The sequence below is a fragment of the Promicromonospora sp. NPDC110617 genome, assembly GCF_055598465.1.
The window spans coordinates 18,884-36,846 of the sequence record NZ_JBVKBM010000006.1; the positions used below are offsets into that span (position 1 = coordinate 18,884).

The window sequence follows — 17,963 nt, forward strand, 5'->3', positions numbered from 1 at the left end:
CCTGAGCGTCCGACGTCCGTGGGGCTAGCTCAGGTCCTTGACCCGGACGTCGCGGTAGCTCACCGCCTCGCCCTGACCGTGGTTCTGGAGCCCGATGAACCCCTGAGCGAGGTCACGTGCGGGGTCGGTGCTGACGAAGTCGTTCACCAGCACACCGTTGAGGAGGACCTTGATCGTCTGCCCCTCCACCCGGATCTCGTAGGAGTTCCAGGACCCGACCGGCTTCAGCGCCCGCTCCACGACCTCCGGGTCCGCGCCCTGGAAGGTGTAGATCGCGCCCGTGGTGCGGTCCGGCTCGTCGGTGGCGTCGATCTGGATCTCGTAGCCCTGGTTGACGGCGATCCACGGGTCGTTGCCCGGGTCCGGGAAGCCGACGAAGACACCGCCGTTGTCGTCCTTCTTGAGCTTCCAGTCAAGCTTCAGGCTGTACTCGTTCAGCTCCGTCGAGTGCCAGAGCAGACCCATGCCACCGGCCCCGCGGATCGTGCAGTCGGCCTGGCGGCCGAACGAGCCCGGGCCGGCCATGTTCCAGCCGTCCAGCGAGGCCAGCGTTCCGTCGAACAGCGCGGTGTAGCCGCGCTCGTAGCGCTTCGGCTCGCAGATGTCGGCCCCGCCACCGACCTTGAGGAGGTCGAGGTTGACGTTGCCGTCATCGTCCTCGTCGTACCGCAGGGTGATGGTGTTGACTCCCTTGCGCAGGTCGAGCGACCGGGTCGCCGTCGCCCAGGTCTTCCAGTCCCCCGTGGACTCCAGGGCCCACGGCTCGACCTCCTCACCGTTGACGAGCACCGACACCGTCTTGGTGCCCTGGAACGGGTTGGGACCGTTCGAGTAGCGCAGGCTCACGGGCTGGGTGCCCGCGCGCTTGACGGTGGTGGTGAAGGTCGCGGACGCGCCCACGTCGGTGAAGCCCGCCGCGAACCCGGAGCCGGAGTAGCCGTTGTGCTCGTTGGCCACGTTCGCGCTGCCGCGGAGCGTCGCCTCCTCCGCTTCCTGGAACCCCGCCGGGGCCCGGTAGCCCGGGATCGCGTTGAGCGTGTACCAGGCCTCCGTGTTCCACAGCTCCCGGCCTTCCGCGTCCGCGAACGGGCGCGGGCTGCGCAGGTGCACCACGTAACCGGGCTGGCGCCCGTCCACGGTCAGCGTGACCTTCGTACGGTCCCGGGACACCGTGGCACCCGAGACGAACAGCTGCTGCTCGTCGACCTTCGGGCCGCCGTAGGCGCGGGTGGGCACGTAGCGCCAGTGGTCCATGCGGAACGCCGCGTTCGGGCTCTCGGCGATCTTGTCCACCGTCTCCTGCGACAGCGGCTGCGTGTACTCGATCTCGAAGCCCTTCTTCGTGACCCGCATCTCGGTCATGTCGAAGGCGTCCTCGCCGTTCGGCGTGAGCTTCTGCAGGCCGTAGCGCAGCTTGCCGGGCTCGCTCCAGTTGCCGCCCTCGCCGATGCCACCCACGTACAGGGCGCCGTCGGGGCCGACGACCGTGCGGTTGACGCCCGCCTCCAGACCCGCCGAGTGCCGGAAGACGGCGCCCTGGTACTCGCCGTCGACCTTCTCCAGGAAGCCGCGCTGCAGCCCGCCGTAGGTGACGTCGCCGAACACGAGCTGGTCCGCGTACGGGCCCTCGGTGAGCTGCACCGGGGCGCTCGGCGAGTTGCCGATCTCGTTCTGCGGCACCCACAGGGCCGGGGCCGAGACGGGCTGGGCGTCGTACGGGCCGGACGGGTTGGTGAAGTGGTTGAAGAACTTGCCCTGCTCGATGTGCACCAGCTTCGAGCTGGGGAGCCAGGCGCCCTGGTTGTCCATCACGAAGAGTTCGCCGTCCGGACCCTTGACCATGCCGTTCGGCGTGCGCAGGCCGCCCGCCACGAACTCGACCTCGCCGGTCTCGCGGTCCACCTTGATCGCGGTGCCGCGGTTCTCGGCGGGCTGCGGGTCAGTGGTGGCGCCGCCGTTGTTGATGGCCACGGAGAGGTTCACGTAGAAGCTCTCGTCGTCGTACAGCAGGCCGAAGGCGAACTCGTGGAAGTTGCCGCCGAACGGCCACTCGGCCACGGTGCGGTGGTCGTCGTAGAAGCCGTCACCGTCCGGGTCGGTGAGCTCGGTGAGCTTGTCCCGCTCCGAGACGTAGATCGAGTCGCCGATCACGGCCACGCCCATCGGGTTGAACAGGTCGGTGGCGACCTTCTCGTACGTGACCTGGTCCTTCGAGGTCGCGCCGGTCACGTTGTCAAGCAGGAAGACCTCGCCGGGCTCCGGGTCCTCGACCCAGCCGCCGGGGCTCACCGAGCCGGACGTGACCACGGCGAGGCGGTCGTCGTCGGTCCAGTCGAGGCCCGAGACCATGGGCTCGAAGCCGTCGGGGCGCAGGTCGGTCAGGGTGTAGCCCGGGTACACGGAGTCGAGGCGCATGCCGTCGCCCGCCGAGTCGTCCTGGCCCTCGCAGTACTTGGTGCCCGGGGCGGTCACGCGCACGACGCCGGCCTCAGTGCTCAGCACGCTGGACGGCACGACGACGAAGTCGCTGGTGCCCGGCGTGCGCCACTCGAGCTTCAGGATGTTGTCGTTGGTGTTGTCGAAGTACTCCACGCGCAGGTCGTGGTACCCGGTGGTGAGCGCGACGGTGCCCTCCTTCGACTCCGCACCGTGCAGACCGTCGTTGTCGATCACCTCGGCGTCGTCGATCACCAGGCGCGAGCCGTCGTCGCTGGTGAGGCGGAACTCGTAGTTGCCCTCCGCCGGCACGTTCAGGTTGGCCAGCGCGTGCGCGATGAAGCGCTCGCCCATCCCGAAGTCGGCCTCGGTCGAGTAGTCGATGGTGGGCTTGAGCTGGTCGACGTTCGGCGTCTGGCCCGAGCGGAGCGTGCACAGCTCGCTGAGGTCGCGGGCCAGGTCATAGGTCCTCAGGGTGACGCCCGGCTCCTGGGGCGGGAGGTCGTCGACCGCCGCCGTCGCGGCGGGGACCGTCCCCGCGAGCGTTACCGCTGTCAGTGCCACGGCGGCCGCGGCTGCGGCGGCCTGTCTCGTGCGAGTTCTGGTTCCACGTTGACGCATGAGCTCTCCTCGGTCGGCGTTGACCTTGCGGGGAGAACCTACGGGGGACTTCTGTCGGGCGTCAAGCAAAAGTCGTCAGGTGTTCAGCGTTATGAGAGGAGGCCCGGACAGACGCCATCCGACCTGGACAGACCGGAACCGGCGGCGGTCTCGCACCCGCCGCCGGTTCTCGCGCTCGCTACAGAGCCGCCGGGCCGCCCTCCAGCAGCGTCTTGAACCCGTCCTCGTCCAGGGTCGGGATCTCCAGTGCCTCGGCCTTGGCCGCCTTGGAGCCGGCGTTCTCCCCCAGCACCACGTAGTCGGTCTTCTTGGAGACCGACCCGGAGGCCTTGCCACCCGCGGCGAGGATGGCCTCCTTGGCGCCGTCGCGCGTGAAGTCCACGAGCGAGCCGGTCACCACGACGGTGAGGCCCGCCAGCGGGCCGGTGGGCTCCGTGTCGGCCTCGGCCATCGCCGCCGGGCCCGGGTGCCCCGGCGTGGCGAGCTGGACCCCGGCCGCGCGCCAGGCCGCGAGGATCCCCTGGTGCCAGTCCACGGCGAGCCAGGCCTTGATCTCGGCAGCGATCACGGGACCCACGCCCTCGACGGCCGCGAGCTCCTCCTCCGAGGCCGCCTCGATCGCGTCCACCGAACCGAACCAGCCCGCGAGCGCCCGCGCCGCGACCGGCCCGACGTGCCGGATGTTCAGCGAGACGAGCATGCGCCACAGGTCCTTGGTCTTGGCACGCTCGAGCTCCTCGAGGAGCTTGGTCGCGTTCGCGGACGGCGCCCACTCGGGCAGCGTCTCACCCGTCTCCTCGGCGGCGGCGCGCTGTGCCTTGCCGTACGACAGCTTGCGGCGGAACGGGGCGCGGCGGCGCACCACGCCGTCGTCGTCCATCTTGGGCAGGCCCGTCTCGGCGTCGCGCACGACCGCCTCGATGGGCAGGAGCTGGTCGAGCGTGAGCGAGAACAGCCCGGCCTCGGTGACCAGCGGCGGCGTCTCGGGCACGTCGGGGTGGGTGAGCGCCGCGGCGGTCACCTCGCCGAGGGCCTCGATGTCGAGGCCGCCGCGCGAGCCGATGTGCTCGACCCGCCCGCGCACCTGTGCAGGGCAGGACTCCGCGTTCGGGCAGCGCAGGTCGACGTCGGCCTCCTTCATGGGGCGCAGGGGCGTGCCGCACTCGGGGCAGTTCGCCGGCATGACGAAGTCCTCGCGCGGGTAGCCGTCGCCCGCCAGCGCCGTCACGGGCCCGAGGATCTCGGGGATGACGTCGCCGGCCTTGCGCAGCACCACGACGTCACCGATGCGTACGCCCTTGGCCTTCACCACGTCCTGGTTGTGCAGCGTGGCCTGGCGCACCGTGGAGCCGGCGACCTTTACCGGCTCCATCACGGCGTACGGGGTGGCCCGGCCGGTGCGGCCGACGCCGATCTGGATCGCCAGCAGCCGGGTGTTGACCTCCTCCGGCGGGTACTTGAAGGCGATCGCCCAGCGCGGCGCGCGGCTGGTCGAGCCCAGCTTGCGCTGCTGCTCCAGGGCGTCGACCTTGAGGACGATGCCGTCGAGCTCGTGCTCGATGTCGTGCCGGTGCTCGCGGAAGTACTCGATCATCTCCAGTGCGCCGTCCAGGCCCGGGATCACCCGGTTGTGCGGGGACACGGCGATGCCCCACCGGTCGAACAGCGTGTACGCGTCGGACTGCCGCTCCAGCTCCGTGTGCTCGCCGGCCTGCCACTGCAGGGCGCCCACCCCGTGCGCGTACATGCGCAGGTTGCGGCTCGCGGTGACCGACGGGTCCTTCTGGCGCAGCGAGCCGGCGGCGGTGTTGCGGGGGTTGGCGTACGGGTCCTGGCCCGCCGCGACGAGCTTCTCGTTGAGCACCGCGAAGTCGGCGGTGGCCATGAAGACCTCGCCGCGCACCTCGATGAGGTCCGGGTGGTCGGCCGGGTCGCCCGCGAGCTGCTGCGGGATCGACGCGATCGTGCGGACGTTCGCGGTGACGTCCTCGCCCGCGCGGCCGTCCCCGCGGGTCACGCCGCGGACCAGCCGCCCCTTCTCGTACACCAGGGAGATCGCCAGCCCGTCGATCTTGACCTCGCACAGCAGGCCGGGGGTGTCCGTGCCGAGGTCGCGGTGCACCTTGTCGGCCCACACCCCGAGCTCCTCGGTGCTGAAGGCGTTGTCGAGCGACAGCATGCGCTCGATGTGCTCCACGGTGGCGAACCCCGCCGTCGCCGCGCCGCCGACGCTCTGCGTGGGTGACTCCGGTGTCACCAGCGCGGGGTGCGCGGCCTCGAGGGCCTGCAGCTCACGCATCCGCACGTCGTACTCGGCGTCCGACGACACGGGCGCGTCGTCCTCGAAGTATGCCCGCCGATCCTCCTCGATCTGGGCGACCAGCTCCGCCCATCGGCGCTGCGCCGCCGCCTCGTCGCCTGCGTCGGCCGGTCCCGGGATGCCTGTCGTCTCGCTCACGGACACAATCATGGCTTGAACCACTGACATCCGAGCGGTGACCTGTGGACGCCTGCGCCGAAGATGCTGCCGACCTGGCCATTCGCCAAGATCCGCCCCCTATCGCGCACGAGCGGGTCCCGCTACCATTCGAGCAAAATGCCGCAAATCTACTGAGAGCAGGGGTCCCTTGAAGATCGCCGTCGTCGGTGCCGGGTTCGCAGGTCTCGCCACCGCGAAAACCCTCCGCGAGTTCGACCACGAGGTCACCGTCTTCGAAAAGGCGCCGGATGTCGGTGGCGTGTGGAGCGCGACCCGCCGGTACTCCGGTCTCCGGACGCAGAACAACAAGGATTCGTACGCGTTCTCGGACCTGCCGATGCCGCGCGACTACCCGGAGTGGCCCACCGGCGAGCAGGTTCAGGCCTACCTGGAGCGGTACGTCGCGAAGTTCGAGCTGCGCCCCTACCTCCGGCTCGCCACCGAGGTCGTGCGCGCCGAGCTCACCGACGCGGAGGACGGCTGGATGGTGACGGCGCGCCGCATCGGCGCCCCCGTCTCGGCGCCCGAGCGGTTCGACCACCTGGTCGTGGCCAACGGCATCTTCTCCGACCCGGTCTTCCCGCAGTACGAGGGCTACGCGGACCTGGTCCGCGCCGGCGGCAAGCTCGTCGCCTCCAGCCAGCTCAACAACCTCGAGGACGCCCGCGGCAAGAACGTCGTGGTGGTCGGCTACGGCAAGTCGGCGTGCGACGTCGCCGCCGAGATCGGCGTGGTCGCCGAGTCCACCACCGTCGTCGCCCGGCGCCTGCTGTGGAAGATGCCCAAGCGCATCGCCAACTCCCTGAACATGAAGTACCTGCTCCTGTCCCGCCTCGGCGAGGCCCTGTTCAAGTACCAGGAGCTGGACAACGGCATGGAGCGGTTCCTGCACGGCCCCGGCGACAAGGTGCGCGCGAGCATGCTCGCGAGCATCGGGTCGGTCGCGACCTGGCAGTTCAAGCTCAAGAAGCTCGGGCTCGTGCCCCGGGGCGAGTTCGCCGACATCGCCAACAGCACCGTGTCGCTGTCCACGGACGGGTTCTACGAGCAGGTCGCGAGCGGCGCCATCAAGGTGCACCGCGACACCGAGATCCAGCGGTTCGAGGCCGACGGCGACCGCCCGGTCGCGGTCCTCAGCGACGGCGCCCGGATCCCCGCCGACCTGGTCGTCTGCGGCACCGGCTTCCACCAGCGCGTGCCGTTCCTGGACGACGCCGTGTCCGCCCGCCTGCTGGACGAGGACGGCAACTACAAGCTCTACCGGCAGATCCTGCCCGACGGCGTACCGAACCTGACCTTCGCCGGCTACAACTCGTCGCTGTTCTCGCCGCTGTCGGCCGAGGCGGGCGCGATCTGGATCGCCGCGTACCTGGGCGGCGTCGTGAACCTGCCCCCGATCGAGGAGCGGCGCAAGCACGTCGCCGAGCGCGTGGCCTGGATGGAGCAGCGCACGGGCGGCAAGCACGCCCGCGGCACCAACGTCATCCCGTTCTCGATGCACCAGATCGACGAGACCCTGGACGAGGCCGGCGTGAACATCAGCCAGCGCGCCCAGGCGATCCAGTGGCTCCTGCCGATCGACCCGTCCGTCTACAAGAACGTGGTGCCGCGCCTGAAGGAGAAGATCCGCGCCCAGGCGCCCAAGGACCGCGTCGGCTCGGACTCGTCCGTGGGCTGACGCCTCGCTCCACCCTCAGGCCGTCCTTCTGCGACACAGTCAGGACGCACCGCGGGCCCGGCCGGGAGATCCGGCCGGGCCCGAGGTGTGTCGAAGCGGTGTCAGATGGTGCAGGACGCCGCGTACGGCGCCGTCAGACGGTCGTCGGAGACGTGAAGCGCACCGGCAGGCTGCGCGGGTAGCGCGACCACGGCGAGACCGACATCTTGATCGAGTCATACGCCACCGTCAGCTCCATGTCGAGGATGCGGCGCAACAGGGTGTCCACGGCGATGCGGCCGATGAGCGGGCCGATGCGGTGCGCGGGGCACGAGTGCGCGCCCGCGCCCCACGTGAGGTGGAACCGGCTGCCCAGCTCCTCCCACGGGTCGTCCGTGCGGATGGCCCGGTCCGCGTTCGCCGCCGCCACCGCGGGGACGAGGGCGTCGCCGAGCGCGATCCGACGTCCGCCCAGCTCGCAGTCCTGCCGCGCGAAGCGGGGCAGGACGTGGGGCGCCGGCGGATGACGCCGGGACACCTCGTCCAGCGCGTCGTCGAGGTCGAGCCGGCCACGGCGCACGCGGGCCGCGAACGCCGGGTCGGTCAGGATCATGTGCAGGGTGCTCGCGATCCAGGCGATCTCGGCGTCGTGCCCCAGGCTGAACATCACGCCGATCGAGGCCATGACCTCGACGTCGTTCGCGTGGTTCGGGTGGTTCACCAGGGCCGTGGTCAGGTCCTCGCCGGGCTCGGCCCGGTGGGTGGCCACGAGCACCGCGAGCAGCGACTCCTGCTCGATCGCCGCCGCGCGCGCCTTCTCCTTGCCCGCGTACAGGGCCTCGGTGAGCTCGTGCATCTTGTTCCCGTCGGACAGGCTCATGCCGAACATCTCGGTCATGACCATGACGGGGACCGCCACCGCGTAGTCCTTCACCAGGTCCGCCTCGCCGCGCGGCATGAGGCGGTCGATGATCGCCTCGCACGTCACCGCGACCGTACGGGCCAGGCGCTTCTCGTCGACGGACCCGAGGGCGTCGTCGAGCGGGGCGCGCAGCCGACGCTGCTGCATCCCGTCGAGGAAGTAGGCGTTCTCGCGGGGCGCCAGCGCCGCGAACACGCCGGAGTCCGCGGGCAGCGAGCGCTCCTGGACGTACCGCCAGTTGCGCGAGTTGCGCGAGAACAGCAGCTCGTTGCGCATCACGCTGCTGGCCTCGTCGTAGCCGAGCACGAGCCACGCGGGCACGCCCGGCTCCAGGTCCATGGGCGCCACCGGGCCCCATTCGTCCCGCAGCCGCTCGTAGAGCTTGTGCGGGTCGCGCGCGGTCGTGATGTCCGACAGCTGCATCCGGTCCGGAATGTCTTCCAGCCGCCGATGCAGTCTGTTGGCCAACGTCACGCGTTGACCTTCTGGAAGACCGGGAAGGTCATCGCGTGCTCGACCAGCGTGATGAGGGTCAGGACGGCCGACTGCCGGTCGCGCGCGTCGCACTCGACGATGGGCGTCTCCGGCAGCAGGTCCAGCGCCGCACGTACCCGCTCGAGCGGGTAGTCCGGCGAGTCCGGGAACTGGTTGACGACCACCGCGAACGGGATCTTGGTGCGCAGCTCCAGCTGGTCCAGCACCTCGAAGCTGTCCTCGAGGTGCCGGGTGTCGATCATGACGAGCGCGCCGACGGCGCCGTCCGCCAGACCGGACCACAGGTCCCAGAAGCGGCGCTGGCCCGGGGTGCCGAACAGGTAGAGCGCGATGTCCTCGGTCACGGTGATGCGACCGAAGTCCATCGCGACCGTCGTCGTCTCCTTGTTCGGCTGCCCCGGGTCGATGCCCACGCTCGCCGTCGTGATGCGTTCCTCGGTACGCAGCGGTTCGATCTCGCTGACCGCACCGATCAGCGTCGTCTTGCCCACCCCGAAGGCACCCACGACAAGGATCTTGACCGACCGTGCCACGGTCGGCGCAAGGTGCTGTCCGGGCACGGTGCGGTCAGAGCTTGCGGAGTCCATCGAGAATCTTCTCCAGGATGTCCTTGCCGGGCAGGACGTGCGCTTGATGGTTGGAACGAATCGTCAGGTTCCCCGTGTCGACCAGGTCCGAGACCATGACCGCCACAAGACTTACCGGTAGCTGCAGGTACGCCGCCACCTCGGCCAGCGCGAGCGTGCCGTGGCACAGCTGCACCAGCTCACGCTCCAGCCGGCCCGCCGTCGAGAGCACGGGCCGGCTCTCGACGGCGCGGACGAGCGTCTCCGGTCGCAGCGTGTTGCGCGACGGGTGTGCACGTCCCGAGGTGAGCACGTACGAGCGCACCGGGTGATCGCGGTACTCCTCGGAGTCCATCCCCTCGCCCCCTGTTGGTCGATCAGGTGTCGGTCGAGCTGGTGGTGCTTGAAACTGCCGGGCCGCGGACGGCCCGGGTACTGCTTTCCGTGACGACGCCGGAGACGGGATCAGCTGTTGATCCGCTCCGTGCCCAGCGTGCGCTCCCCGATCATGAGCACCTGGGCCTGCATCTGCTGGGCAATCAGTGCCGGGTCGATCACCGTGTCCGTGATGACCGCCAGGCGGGAGCCGTCGCCGGCCCCTCGGACGAACAGGAAGCCGCCGTCGAACTCCACCATCACCTGGCGGATCGTGTCGCTGTTCCCGAACTCCCGGCTCATTCCGATCCCCAGCGCCGCCAGTCCGGCGCATGCCGCCGAGACCTTGTCGGCCACGTCGAGCGGGGTCTGGTCGGTCCGAACCTTCATCAGCCCGTCCGAGGTGAGCACGACTACATGCCTGACCCCCCGTACACCACTGATGAGCTCGAGCATCCAGCTGTTGCCGTCGGTGCTCGTCATGCCGTCGGCCTGCGTAGTCATCGGTCCTCCGAAGGTCCGCCGGCACCAGCCGGCGGTTCGCTGCTGTCTGGTGAGTCCCCGAACCGCGCCTCGCTGGAGCTGAAGAAGGCGCCCATCCACTCACCGGCCTCCTCGGCCGTCTGAGCGGGACCGGTGTCCTCGGTACGAGGCTCCGGCCTGGGCTCGGCCCGGTCGGTGGGCACGTCAGCCTCTCCACGGCGTGACCGCCGCTGCGGGAGCGCAGCCGGCTCGGGGAACTCGTCATCCTCAGGGCGGGCTCGCCCAGGGCGTAGGGGCAGCTCACCGGGGGCCTTCACGTGAGCACCGGCCACGGGCGTCTCCTCCTCGTCCTCGACCACGTCGCCGGGCACGCTCAGCGGCTCGACGGGTAGCACGGTCGCGGCGTCGGGCGCCGCAGGGGCTGGCCACTCGTCGTCCTCGGCGGGCTTCGCCGTGGGCAGCTCGCGCGGGAGCGGTGCCTCCACGACGGCGGTGGCGGCTCGGCTCGACGCGAGCGCCGCGACGCCGGTGGACGGGACGTTGGCGCTCGGCAGCGTGGCGGCGGGCGTCAGCATGCCCGACGGCACCACAGCCTCGGTGAGCTCGGCCGGGATCATGACGATCGCGCGGAGGCCGCCGTAGACGGACTCGGTGACGTCCACGCGGAAGCCGTGGCGGCGGGCGTAGGTACCGACCACCGCGAGGCCCGTCTGCGGGATCTCGCCCAGCTCGGTGATGCTGATCTCGCGCTTGCCGGAGGCGATGTCGCGCGCCTGCTCGAGCTGCTTGAGGTCGAGGCCCACACCGCAGTCGTCGATCTCGACGACCGCGCCGCGCTGCACCTGGCGCAGGGCGACGAGGACCTGCGTGGTGGGCGGCGAGGACTGCGTGGCGTTGGAGAGCAGCTCGGCCACGAGGTGGATGAGCGGCTCCACGATGCGCGCCGAGACGGCGACGCCGGGGTCACCCGACACCTCGACGCGGTGGAACGCGGTGATGCGGCTGGCAGCGCCCTTGACGACGTCGGGCAGCGGGAGCGGCTCGCTCCACTGCTGGCCCGGCCACTCGCCGCACAGGGCCGCGAGGCTCTGTGCCTGGCGGGCCTGCTGCGCCGCCGCGTGGTCGACGCGCATGGAGGTCTGCAGGATGTCCGCGTCGGTGGGGTGGCGCTGCACCATGCGCGCCGCCTCCTCCTGGATGCGGTGCGCGGCGGCCTGGACCTTGCGGCTCAGCGCCACGACGGCGACCTGGACCGCGTCGCGGCGGGCGACCCGCTCCTCCTGGACGCGGGCCAGCATGCCGGCCGCCTCGTCCAGGCGCGCCTGGGCCCGGGCGTCGCCCGGCAGGTGCGGCAGGGGCGGGGCGGGCTCGCTGTCGAGGAACGCGGGGAGCTGCTCCTTCGCCAGGGCGTCGAGGGCCGCGGAGGCAGCGTCGGCGCGCTCCTCGGCCCGGCGGTAGGCGAGGAGCAGGTCCTCGTGGGAGGCGAGGTCGTCACGGGAGGACCGCGCGGCGATCAGCGCGGCCGCCACCGCGAGCCCGACGGCGGCGACGCCGACGAGCCAGGCGGGCCACGTGGAGCTGGCCCCGGTGGCGGTGAACAGGACGGGTGCCACGAGGACGTAGGCGAGCACACCGGCGACGCACACCCAGGGCGCGACCTGGCGCAGCCTGCTGGGCGGAGGAGAAGAAGACATCGAGCTCACCGAGCCGATCCCCCTAGTAGTTGTGTCGTCAGAGTTCGGGTGGTCCGGACAGGGCGGATACCGCGACCTGGACCTCGAACTCGGCTGAAGGGGGCGAACAACCCCCTGGAGTGCAGTTTCTACCACAGGCCGTCCCACACGTGGAAGGGCACGACCGTGGTGCGAACTGCGAAAATATGTGCCAGTGAGGAATGGGGAGAGCCCGTGGCCGAGTAACCCCCCAAATCAGCAAAAAACGGGCGTGGAGGGTTCAGGCGGACGGCAAGCGGGCCCGACGTCGGCGGCGGCCGCGACTGGCCGCGTAGGGTGCTCACCATGAGCGCCGAGCCCACCCAGACCGCCCCCCGAACCGCTCTCCCCGACACTCCTCTCGACCCCGCGACCGACCCGTTCGCCTGGCTCGAGGACGTCGAGGGCGACACCGCCCTGGACTGGGTCCGCGAGCGCAACGCGCACAGCGCCGCCGTGCTCGGCGGCGACCTCTTCACGACGATCGAGGGCCAGGTCCGCGAGGTCCTCGACTCGGACGACAAGATCCCGCACGTCTCGAAGGTCGGCGAGCACTACTACAACTTCTGGCAGGACGCCGAGCACCAGCGCGGCCTGTGGCGCCGCACGACGCTCGACTCCTACCGCACCGACGACCCCGAGTGGGAGGTCGTGCTCGACCTCGACGCGTTCGCCGAGCAGGAGGGCGAGAGCTGGGTCTGGCACGGCGCGAGCGTGCTGCGCCCGACGCCGGAGCAGCTCGCCGCGGGCGAGCCCCGCCGGCACGCGCTCGTCGACCTGTCGCCCGGCGGCTCGGACTCGGACGTCACGCGCGAGTTCGACCTGGTCACCAAGCAGTTCGTGGCGCCCGAGGCGGGCGGGTTCGTCCGTGACGAGGCGAAGGGCGGGCTGTCCTGGGTCGACGCGGACACGGTCTACGTGTTCACCGACTTCGGCGCGGGCACGATGACGCCGTCGGGCTACCCGCGGCAGGTGAAGCGGTGGACGCGCGGCACCCCGCTGGCCGAGGCGACCCTCGTGTACGAGGGCACCGAGCAGGACATGTACATCAGCGCGTCCCGCTCGCACACGCCGGGCTTCGAGCGCGACCTGGTGCACCGCGCGCTGCGCTTCTACGCCAACGAGACGTACCTGGCCACGGCCGTCGGCACGGCCGAGCAGACCCTGACGAAGATCGACGTGCCGGACTCGGCCAACGTCGGCCTGCACCGCGAGTGGATGCTGGTGCGGCTGCGCGACGACTGGACGCCGTCCGGCACGACGTACCGCGCCGGGTCCCTGCTCGCCGCTCCGTTCGACGACTTCATGGCCGGGTCCCGCGACCTGACGGTCCTCTTCGAGCCGACGCCGACGACGTCGCTCGCCGGGACCACCTGGACGCGGCACCACCTCGTGGTCAACGTGCTCGACGACGTGAAGAACCTGCTGCACGTGCTGACGCCGCCTGCCGTCCCGGTGGTCGAGCCTGTCGAGACCCAGGTCTCGACAGGCTCGACCACCGACAAGGGTTGGGTGCGCTCCGACCTGCCCGTGGGCGGCGAGCTGCTGACGGTGGGTGTCGGCGCGGTGGACGTCGTCGACTCGGACGACGTCTGGGTGGTCACCACGGGCTACCTGACGCCGTCGACGCTGGGCCTGGCCACGGTGGGCGCGGCGCAGGACGCGCCCGAGGTGCTCAAGTCGGCGCCGTCGTACTTCGAGGCGGCGGGCCTGGAGGTGCGCCAGGAGTTCACGGTGTCGGACGACGGCACGCGCGTCCCGTACTTCGTCGTCGGCCGGGCGGACCTGGTGTCCGGACAGGCCGGTCCGGCACCCACGCTGCTGTGGGGCTACGGCGGGTTCGAGCACGCGATCCTCCCCGGGTACTCGGGCACGATCGGGCGGGCGTGGCTGGACCGTGGCGGGGTGTACGCCGTGGCGAACATCCGGGGCGGCGGCGAGTACGGCCCGGCCTGGCACCAGGCCGCGCTGAAGGCCGACCGGCACCGGGCCTACGAGGACTTCGCGGCCGTGGCGCGTGACCTGGTCGCGCGGGGCGTCACCGTGCCGGAGCGCCTCGGCATGGAGGGCCGGTCCAACGGCGGGCTGCTGGCGGGCAACATGCTCACGCAGTACCCGGAGCTGTTCGGCGCGATCATCGTGGGCGTGCCGCTGCTGGACATGAAGCGGTACTCGCACCTGCTGGCGGGCGCGTCGTGGATGGCCGAGTACGGCGACCCGGACACCGCCGACTGGGAGTTCGTGCGGACGTTCTCGCCGTACCACCTGTTCGACGCCGCGCGTCGGTACCCGCCGGTGCTGTTCACGACGTCGACCAAGGACGACCGGGTGCACCCGGGCCACGCCCGCAAGATGGCGGCGCTCATGCTCGCCGCGGGCAAGGACGTGACGTACTACGAGAACATCGAGGGCGGGCACGGCGGCGCGGCCAACAACGCGCAGGCGGCGTACATGGCGGCGACGCACTGGACGTTCCTGTGGAACCGCCTGGCCGGCTAGCTGACCCGGCCGGCTGGCCGCTTCACCTCCGAGGAGTCAGGCCTCGGCCTTCTCCGCCAGGGTCTCCGCGACGCGGCCCAGGTTGGCCAGCTCAGCGCGGTGCGCGTCCGTCGAGCCGAGCTGACGGCGCGGGGCGGCCAGCAGCGTGACGTCGGCGAGCTGCGCGGCGGGCAGCCCGATGCGGCGCCACGGCACCCCGACCACGTCGGCGAGCTCGCCCAGGGCGGGGCCCGCGCACTGCGAGACCTGCGCGGGCGGCAGCCCCGCCCACAGCCCGGTGCCCCGCTCGACGGCGCGCGCGATCAGCTCCCAGGCCTTCTCGTTCCAGCCGCCCGGGCCGACGTCGGCCAGGTCGAGCCCCAGCGCGTCCGCCCCGGCGAGCACCACCGGCGGAACACCCACCCAGGTGCCGCCGAGGTGCACCACGGAGCGCGCGCCGGCGTCGCGGACCGCCGCGAGCACCGGCTCCAGCCCGCCCACGATCTCGGGCCCCGCCACGGCCCGCAGGCGGGAGAACCCGGAGAACGTGGGCAGCACACCCGCGTGCACCTGGCCGAGCAGCGGCTCCGCGACCTGCACGGTCACCTCGGCGCCGGGCACCTGGGCCACGACGTCGGACACGAGCGTGCGCACGCCGTCCGCGAGGGCGAGCGCCAGGTCGGCGCGGGCACCGGCGTCCGCCAGGACGCGGTCCCCGCGGGCCGACCAGAGCTGGGCCGCCAGGGTCCACGGCCCCAGCACCTCGACCGTGAGGGCGCCCGTGTGGCCGTGCGCCGCGATGGCGAGCGCACCCAGGTCCTCGCGCCAGAACGCCTCCGACCGGCGGCCGTCCACGCCGGGACGCTCCGTGAGCTTCCAGCCGTGCGGGCCGAGCTCGACGGGCATCTCGGTCAGGAGCGCCGCGGTGCGCCCCAGCGGGTCCGCGCCCGGGCCGCGCTGCGTGAGCTGCGTCAGGAACGGCACCGCGTCGACGCCGGTCGGGAGTTCCGCGAGCTCGCCCAGCGCCGTCTTCTGCGCCTCCAGCACGTCGCGCTCGCCGCCGGGCCAGGGCCCGTGCCCGCTCACCGCAGTCATCGGCTCTCCTCGTTCAGGGGTGGTCCCCGCGTCGTGCGACGCCGGTCCAGGTGGTCCCGGCGTCGTCCCCGCCGGGTCGCAGGGCACGTGGCCGTCCCCGCCGTGGTGCTGATTCTCCCGGACGCGCTGCCGCACGCGGAACCGGCCGGGCGACTACCCGCCGGCCGGAGCCCGCCAGGCGCGCGAGACGGTCGCCTGACCCAGCACCCGCGTGCCGCGGTACACCACGACCGACTGACCCGCCGCGACCCCGCGCAGGGGCGTACCCGTCAGCTCGATCTCCATGGTGGGGCCGACAACGTCCGTGCCGGAGTCGTCCACGCCCGAAGCACCCGCGCCAGAAACATCCCCACCGGAAGCCCGCACCCGCGCCGGGACGGGCGCCCCGTGCGCGCGCACCTGCACCTCGGCGTCGAACCACCCGTCGGGCTCGTGCTCCAGCACGCCGTCGAACCACAGGGCCTTCTCCCCCGCGATCCGGTCCACGCTCAGCAGCTCCGCGGGGCCCACGACCACGGTGTTCGTCGCGGGCTGCACGTCCACGACGTACCGCGCCCGGCCGTCGGCCGCGGGGCGGCCCAGCCCGAGACCCTTCCGCTGACCCACCGTGAACGCGTAGGCGCCGTCGTGCTCGCCCACCACCTCGCCGTCGACGTCCACCACCTCGCCCGGGCGCGACCCCAGGCGGGACTGCAGGAACCCGCGGGTGTCGCCGTCGGCGACGAAGCAGATGTCGTAGGAGTCGGGCTTGGCGGAGACCGACAGGCCGCGGCGCGCGGCCTCGGCCCGGACCTCGTCCTTGGAGGCGAAACCGCCCAGCGGGAACATCGCGCGCGCCAGCCGCTCCGGGCCGGCGACGGCCAGCACGTACGACTGGTCCTTGGCGTCGTTCGGCGAGCGGTGCAGCTCGCGCACGGTGCGCGGCCCGCCGTCCGCCCCGGCGACCTCCCGGGTGACGATCTGCGCGTAGTGACCCGTCGCGACGGCGTCGAACCCCAGGGCCGTCGCCTTGTCCAGCAGGGCCTCGAACTTGATGTGCTCGTTGCAGCGCACGCACGGGTTGGGGGTGCGGCCGGCCTCGTACTCGGAGAGGAAGTCGGCCACGACTGTGTCCTCGAACCGCTCGGACAGGTCCCACACGTAGTACGGGATGCCGAGCACGTCGGCGGCCCGGCGCGCGTCGCCGGCGTCCTCGATGGAGCAGCAGCCGCGCGAGCCCGTCCGGAACTGGTCCCGGTTGCGCGAGAGCGCCATGTGCACGCCCACCACGTCGTGCCCCGCCTCGACGGCGAGCGCGGCCGCGACCGCGGAGTCCACGCCGCCCGACATGGCGGCCAGCACCCTCACGACGCGCCGCCCAGCGCGCGGCCCGACACCAGGCCCGCGGCCTGCGCCCGGGCCACGACCTGCGGCAGCGCGGCCACGAGGCGGTCGACGTCGGACTCGGTGGACGTCGCCCCGAGCGTGAAGCGCAGGGCGCCGCGGGCCTCGGCCTCGGGGACGCCCATCGCGAGCAGCACGTGCGACGGCTGCGGCACGCCCGCCTGGCACGCCGAGCCGGTGGACGCCTGCACCCCCGCGGAGTCCAGCAGGTACAGCAGCGAGTCGCCCTCGGCGCCGGGGAACGTGAAGTGCGCGTTCCCGGGCAGCCGGTCGCCCGACGCCGGGTCGGGGCCGCGCAGCACCGCGGACGGCGCGGCGACACCCACCCGGGCGACGAGCGCGTCGCGCAGCGCGCGCAGGCGCGCGGCCCGCTGGGGCAGGCACTCGACGGCGTGGCGCGCCGCGACGCCGAAGGCCGCGATCGAGGCGGCGTCGAGCGTGCCGGACCGCACACCGCGCTCCTGCCCGCCGCCGTGCAGCACGGCGTCGAGCGCGAGGTCGCGGCGCGCGAGCAGGGCGCCCACGCCGACGGGGCCGCCCAGCTTGTGGGCGGAGACGGTCATGGCGTCCACGCCGGACTCCGCGAAGTCCACCTCGGACTGGCCGACCGCCTGCACGGCGTCGGTGTGCACAGGGATGCCGTAGGGGCGCGCGGCGCGCACCACGTCGCGGACCGGCTGGAGCGTGCCCACCTCGTTGTTGGCCCACATGACGCTGATCAGCGCCGTCTCGGCGGCGTGGGCGGCGAGCTCGGCGCGCAGGGCGTCGAGGTCGAGCCGGCCCTCGGCGTCGACGGGCAGCAGCACGATCTCCGCGCCCGCGTGGCCCGCCAGCCAGAACGCGGGGTCGAGCACCGCGTGGTGCTCGACGGCGGAGACGAGGACGCGGGTGCGGCGCGTGTCCTGCGCCCGGCGTCCCCAGAAGATGCCCTTGATCGCCAGGTTGTCCGACTCGGTGCCGCCCGACGTGAAGATGACCTCGCTGGGCCGCGCGCCCAGGGCCTTCGCGAGCGTCTCCCGCGCCTCCTCGACGGCGCGCCGCGACGTGCGGCCCGCCGAGTGCAGGGACGACGCGTTGCCCGTGCGCTGTGCCTCGGCGACGTACGCCGCGAGCGCCGCGGCCGACATCGGCGTGGTCGCGGCGTGGTCGAGGTACGCCGCGTCGGGCTCGCGGGTGGGCTCGCCGTGGGCGCCGCTCGCCGTCAGGGGCGTGCGCGCCGGGTCAGGGGGCGGAGTGGTCACGATCATCAAGTCTACGAACG

General features: G+C 72.1%; 12 protein-coding genes. 2 read left to right on the forward strand and 10 right to left on the reverse strand.

The window, feature by feature from the left end:
- Window positions 1-24 precede the first annotated feature (24 nt).
- Window positions 25-3,057, reverse strand: coding sequence for a 3-keto-alpha-glucoside-1,2-lyase-like domain-containing protein (locus ACZ7LE_RS25595; protein WP_470406042.1), 3,033 nt, complete (start codon window positions 3,055-3,057; stop codon window positions 25-27).
- A gap of 178 nt (window positions 3,058-3,235) precedes the next feature.
- Window positions 3,236-5,527, reverse strand: a complete 2,292-nt coding sequence (ligA, locus tag ACZ7LE_RS25600; RefSeq protein ID WP_470406043.1) for an NAD-dependent DNA ligase LigA — start codon at window positions 5,525-5,527, stop codon at window positions 3,236-3,238.
- 157 nt (window positions 5,528-5,684) lie between these two features.
- On the opposite strand from ligA, the gene ACZ7LE_RS25605 reads away from it, so the two are divergent.
- Window positions 5,685-7,214: a flavin-containing monooxygenase gene (locus ACZ7LE_RS25605; protein ID WP_470406044.1), complete on the forward strand. Its 1,530-nt coding sequence runs from the start codon at window positions 5,685-5,687 to the stop codon at window positions 7,212-7,214.
- Window positions 7,215-7,347: 133 nt separating this feature from the next.
- Here ACZ7LE_RS25605 and ACZ7LE_RS25610 read toward each other — a convergent pair whose 3' ends face one another.
- The 5 genes from ACZ7LE_RS25610 to ACZ7LE_RS25630 form a co-directional block, all read right to left on the reverse strand.
- Window positions 7,348-8,538 (reverse strand): cytochrome P450 family protein, encoded by a 1,191-nt coding sequence (locus tag ACZ7LE_RS25610; RefSeq protein ID WP_470406045.1) that lies wholly within the window; start codon window positions 8,536-8,538, stop codon window positions 7,348-7,350.
- Between the two features lie 47 nt (window positions 8,539-8,585).
- Window positions 8,586-9,197, reverse strand: a complete 612-nt coding sequence (locus tag ACZ7LE_RS25615) for a GTP-binding protein (protein ID WP_350224608.1) — start codon at window positions 9,195-9,197, stop codon at window positions 8,586-8,588.
- Window positions 9,178-9,531: a DUF742 domain-containing protein gene (locus tag ACZ7LE_RS25620; protein ID WP_377230406.1), complete on the reverse strand. Its 354-nt coding sequence runs from the start codon at window positions 9,529-9,531 to the stop codon at window positions 9,178-9,180. The genes ACZ7LE_RS25615 and ACZ7LE_RS25620 overlap by 20 nt, the downstream gene beginning before the upstream one ends.
- 110 nt (window positions 9,532-9,641) lie before the next feature.
- Entirely contained in the window at window positions 9,642-10,034 is a 393-nt protein-coding gene (locus ACZ7LE_RS25625; protein ID WP_397398605.1) for a roadblock/LC7 domain-containing protein, read from the reverse strand.
- Window positions 10,035-10,051: 17 nt separating this feature from the next.
- Window positions 10,052-11,728 carry an ATP-binding protein gene (locus ACZ7LE_RS25630; protein WP_470406046.1) on the reverse strand — a complete coding sequence of 559 codons (1,677 nt, stop codon included), beginning with the start codon at window positions 11,726-11,728 and terminating at the stop codon, window positions 10,052-10,054.
- Window positions 11,729-12,052: 324 nt separating this feature from the next.
- Between ACZ7LE_RS25630 and ACZ7LE_RS25635 the strand changes: the two genes are divergently transcribed.
- Window positions 12,053-14,245, forward strand: coding sequence for a prolyl oligopeptidase family serine peptidase (locus ACZ7LE_RS25635; RefSeq protein ID WP_470406047.1), 2,193 nt, complete (start codon window positions 12,053-12,055; stop codon window positions 14,243-14,245).
- Window positions 14,246-14,281: 36 nt separating this feature from the next.
- Here ACZ7LE_RS25635 and ACZ7LE_RS25640 read toward each other — a convergent pair whose 3' ends face one another.
- The 3 genes from ACZ7LE_RS25640 to ACZ7LE_RS25650 form a co-directional block, all read right to left on the reverse strand.
- Window positions 14,282-15,319 carry a uroporphyrinogen decarboxylase/cobalamine-independent methonine synthase family protein gene (locus ACZ7LE_RS25640; RefSeq protein ID WP_470406048.1) on the reverse strand — a complete coding sequence of 346 codons (1,038 nt, stop codon included), beginning with the start codon at window positions 15,317-15,319 and terminating at the stop codon, window positions 14,282-14,284.
- A 153-nt stretch (window positions 15,320-15,472) separates the two neighbouring features.
- A complete protein-coding gene (mnmA, locus tag ACZ7LE_RS25645; RefSeq protein WP_470406049.1) occupies window positions 15,473-16,666 on the reverse strand; it encodes a tRNA 2-thiouridine(34) synthase MnmA in 1,194 nt (397 codons plus the stop codon).
- The gene (locus ACZ7LE_RS25650; RefSeq protein WP_470406050.1) at window positions 16,663-17,949 is read right to left on the reverse strand and encodes a cysteine desulfurase family protein; all 1,287 of its coding nucleotides are present in this window, start codon (window positions 17,947-17,949) and stop codon (window positions 16,663-16,665) included. Before ACZ7LE_RS25650 ends, mnmA begins: the two co-directional genes overlap by 4 nt.
- Between the last annotated feature and the right edge of the window lie 14 nt (window positions 17,950-17,963).

Coding starts and splice junctions, on each gene's coding strand:
- ACZ7LE_RS25595 (WP_470406042.1), bottom strand. CDS start 3,057: ATGCGTCAACGTGGAACCAGAACTCGCACGAGACAGGCCGCCGCAGCC.
- ligA (WP_470406043.1), bottom strand. CDS start 5,527: ATGATTGTGTCCGTGAGCGAGACGACAGGCATCCCGGGACCGGCCGAC.
- ACZ7LE_RS25610 (WP_470406045.1), bottom strand. CDS start 8,538: ATGCAGCTGTCGGACATCACGACCGCGCGCGACCCGCACAAGCTCTAC.
- ACZ7LE_RS25615 (WP_350224608.1), bottom strand. CDS start 9,197: ATGGACTCCGCAAGCTCTGACCGCACCGTGCCCGGACAGCACCTTGCG.
- ACZ7LE_RS25620 (WP_377230406.1), bottom strand. CDS start 9,531: ATGGACTCCGAGGAGTACCGCGATCACCCGGTGCGCTCGTACGTGCTC.
- ACZ7LE_RS25625 (WP_397398605.1), bottom strand. CDS start 10,034: ATGACGAGCACCGACGGCAACAGCTGGATGCTCGAGCTCATCAGTGGT.
- ACZ7LE_RS25630 (WP_470406046.1), bottom strand. CDS start 11,728: ATGTCTTCTTCTCCTCCGCCCAGCAGGCTGCGCCAGGTCGCGCCCTGG.
- ACZ7LE_RS25635 (WP_470406047.1), top strand. CDS start 12,053: ATGAGCGCCGAGCCCACCCAGACCGCCCCCCGAACCGCTCTCCCCGAC.
- ACZ7LE_RS25640 (WP_470406048.1), bottom strand. CDS start 15,319: ATGACTGCGGTGAGCGGGCACGGGCCCTGGCCCGGCGGCGAGCGCGAC.
- ACZ7LE_RS25650 (WP_470406050.1), bottom strand. CDS start 17,949: ATGATCGTGACCACTCCGCCCCCTGACCCGGCGCGCACGCCCCTGACG.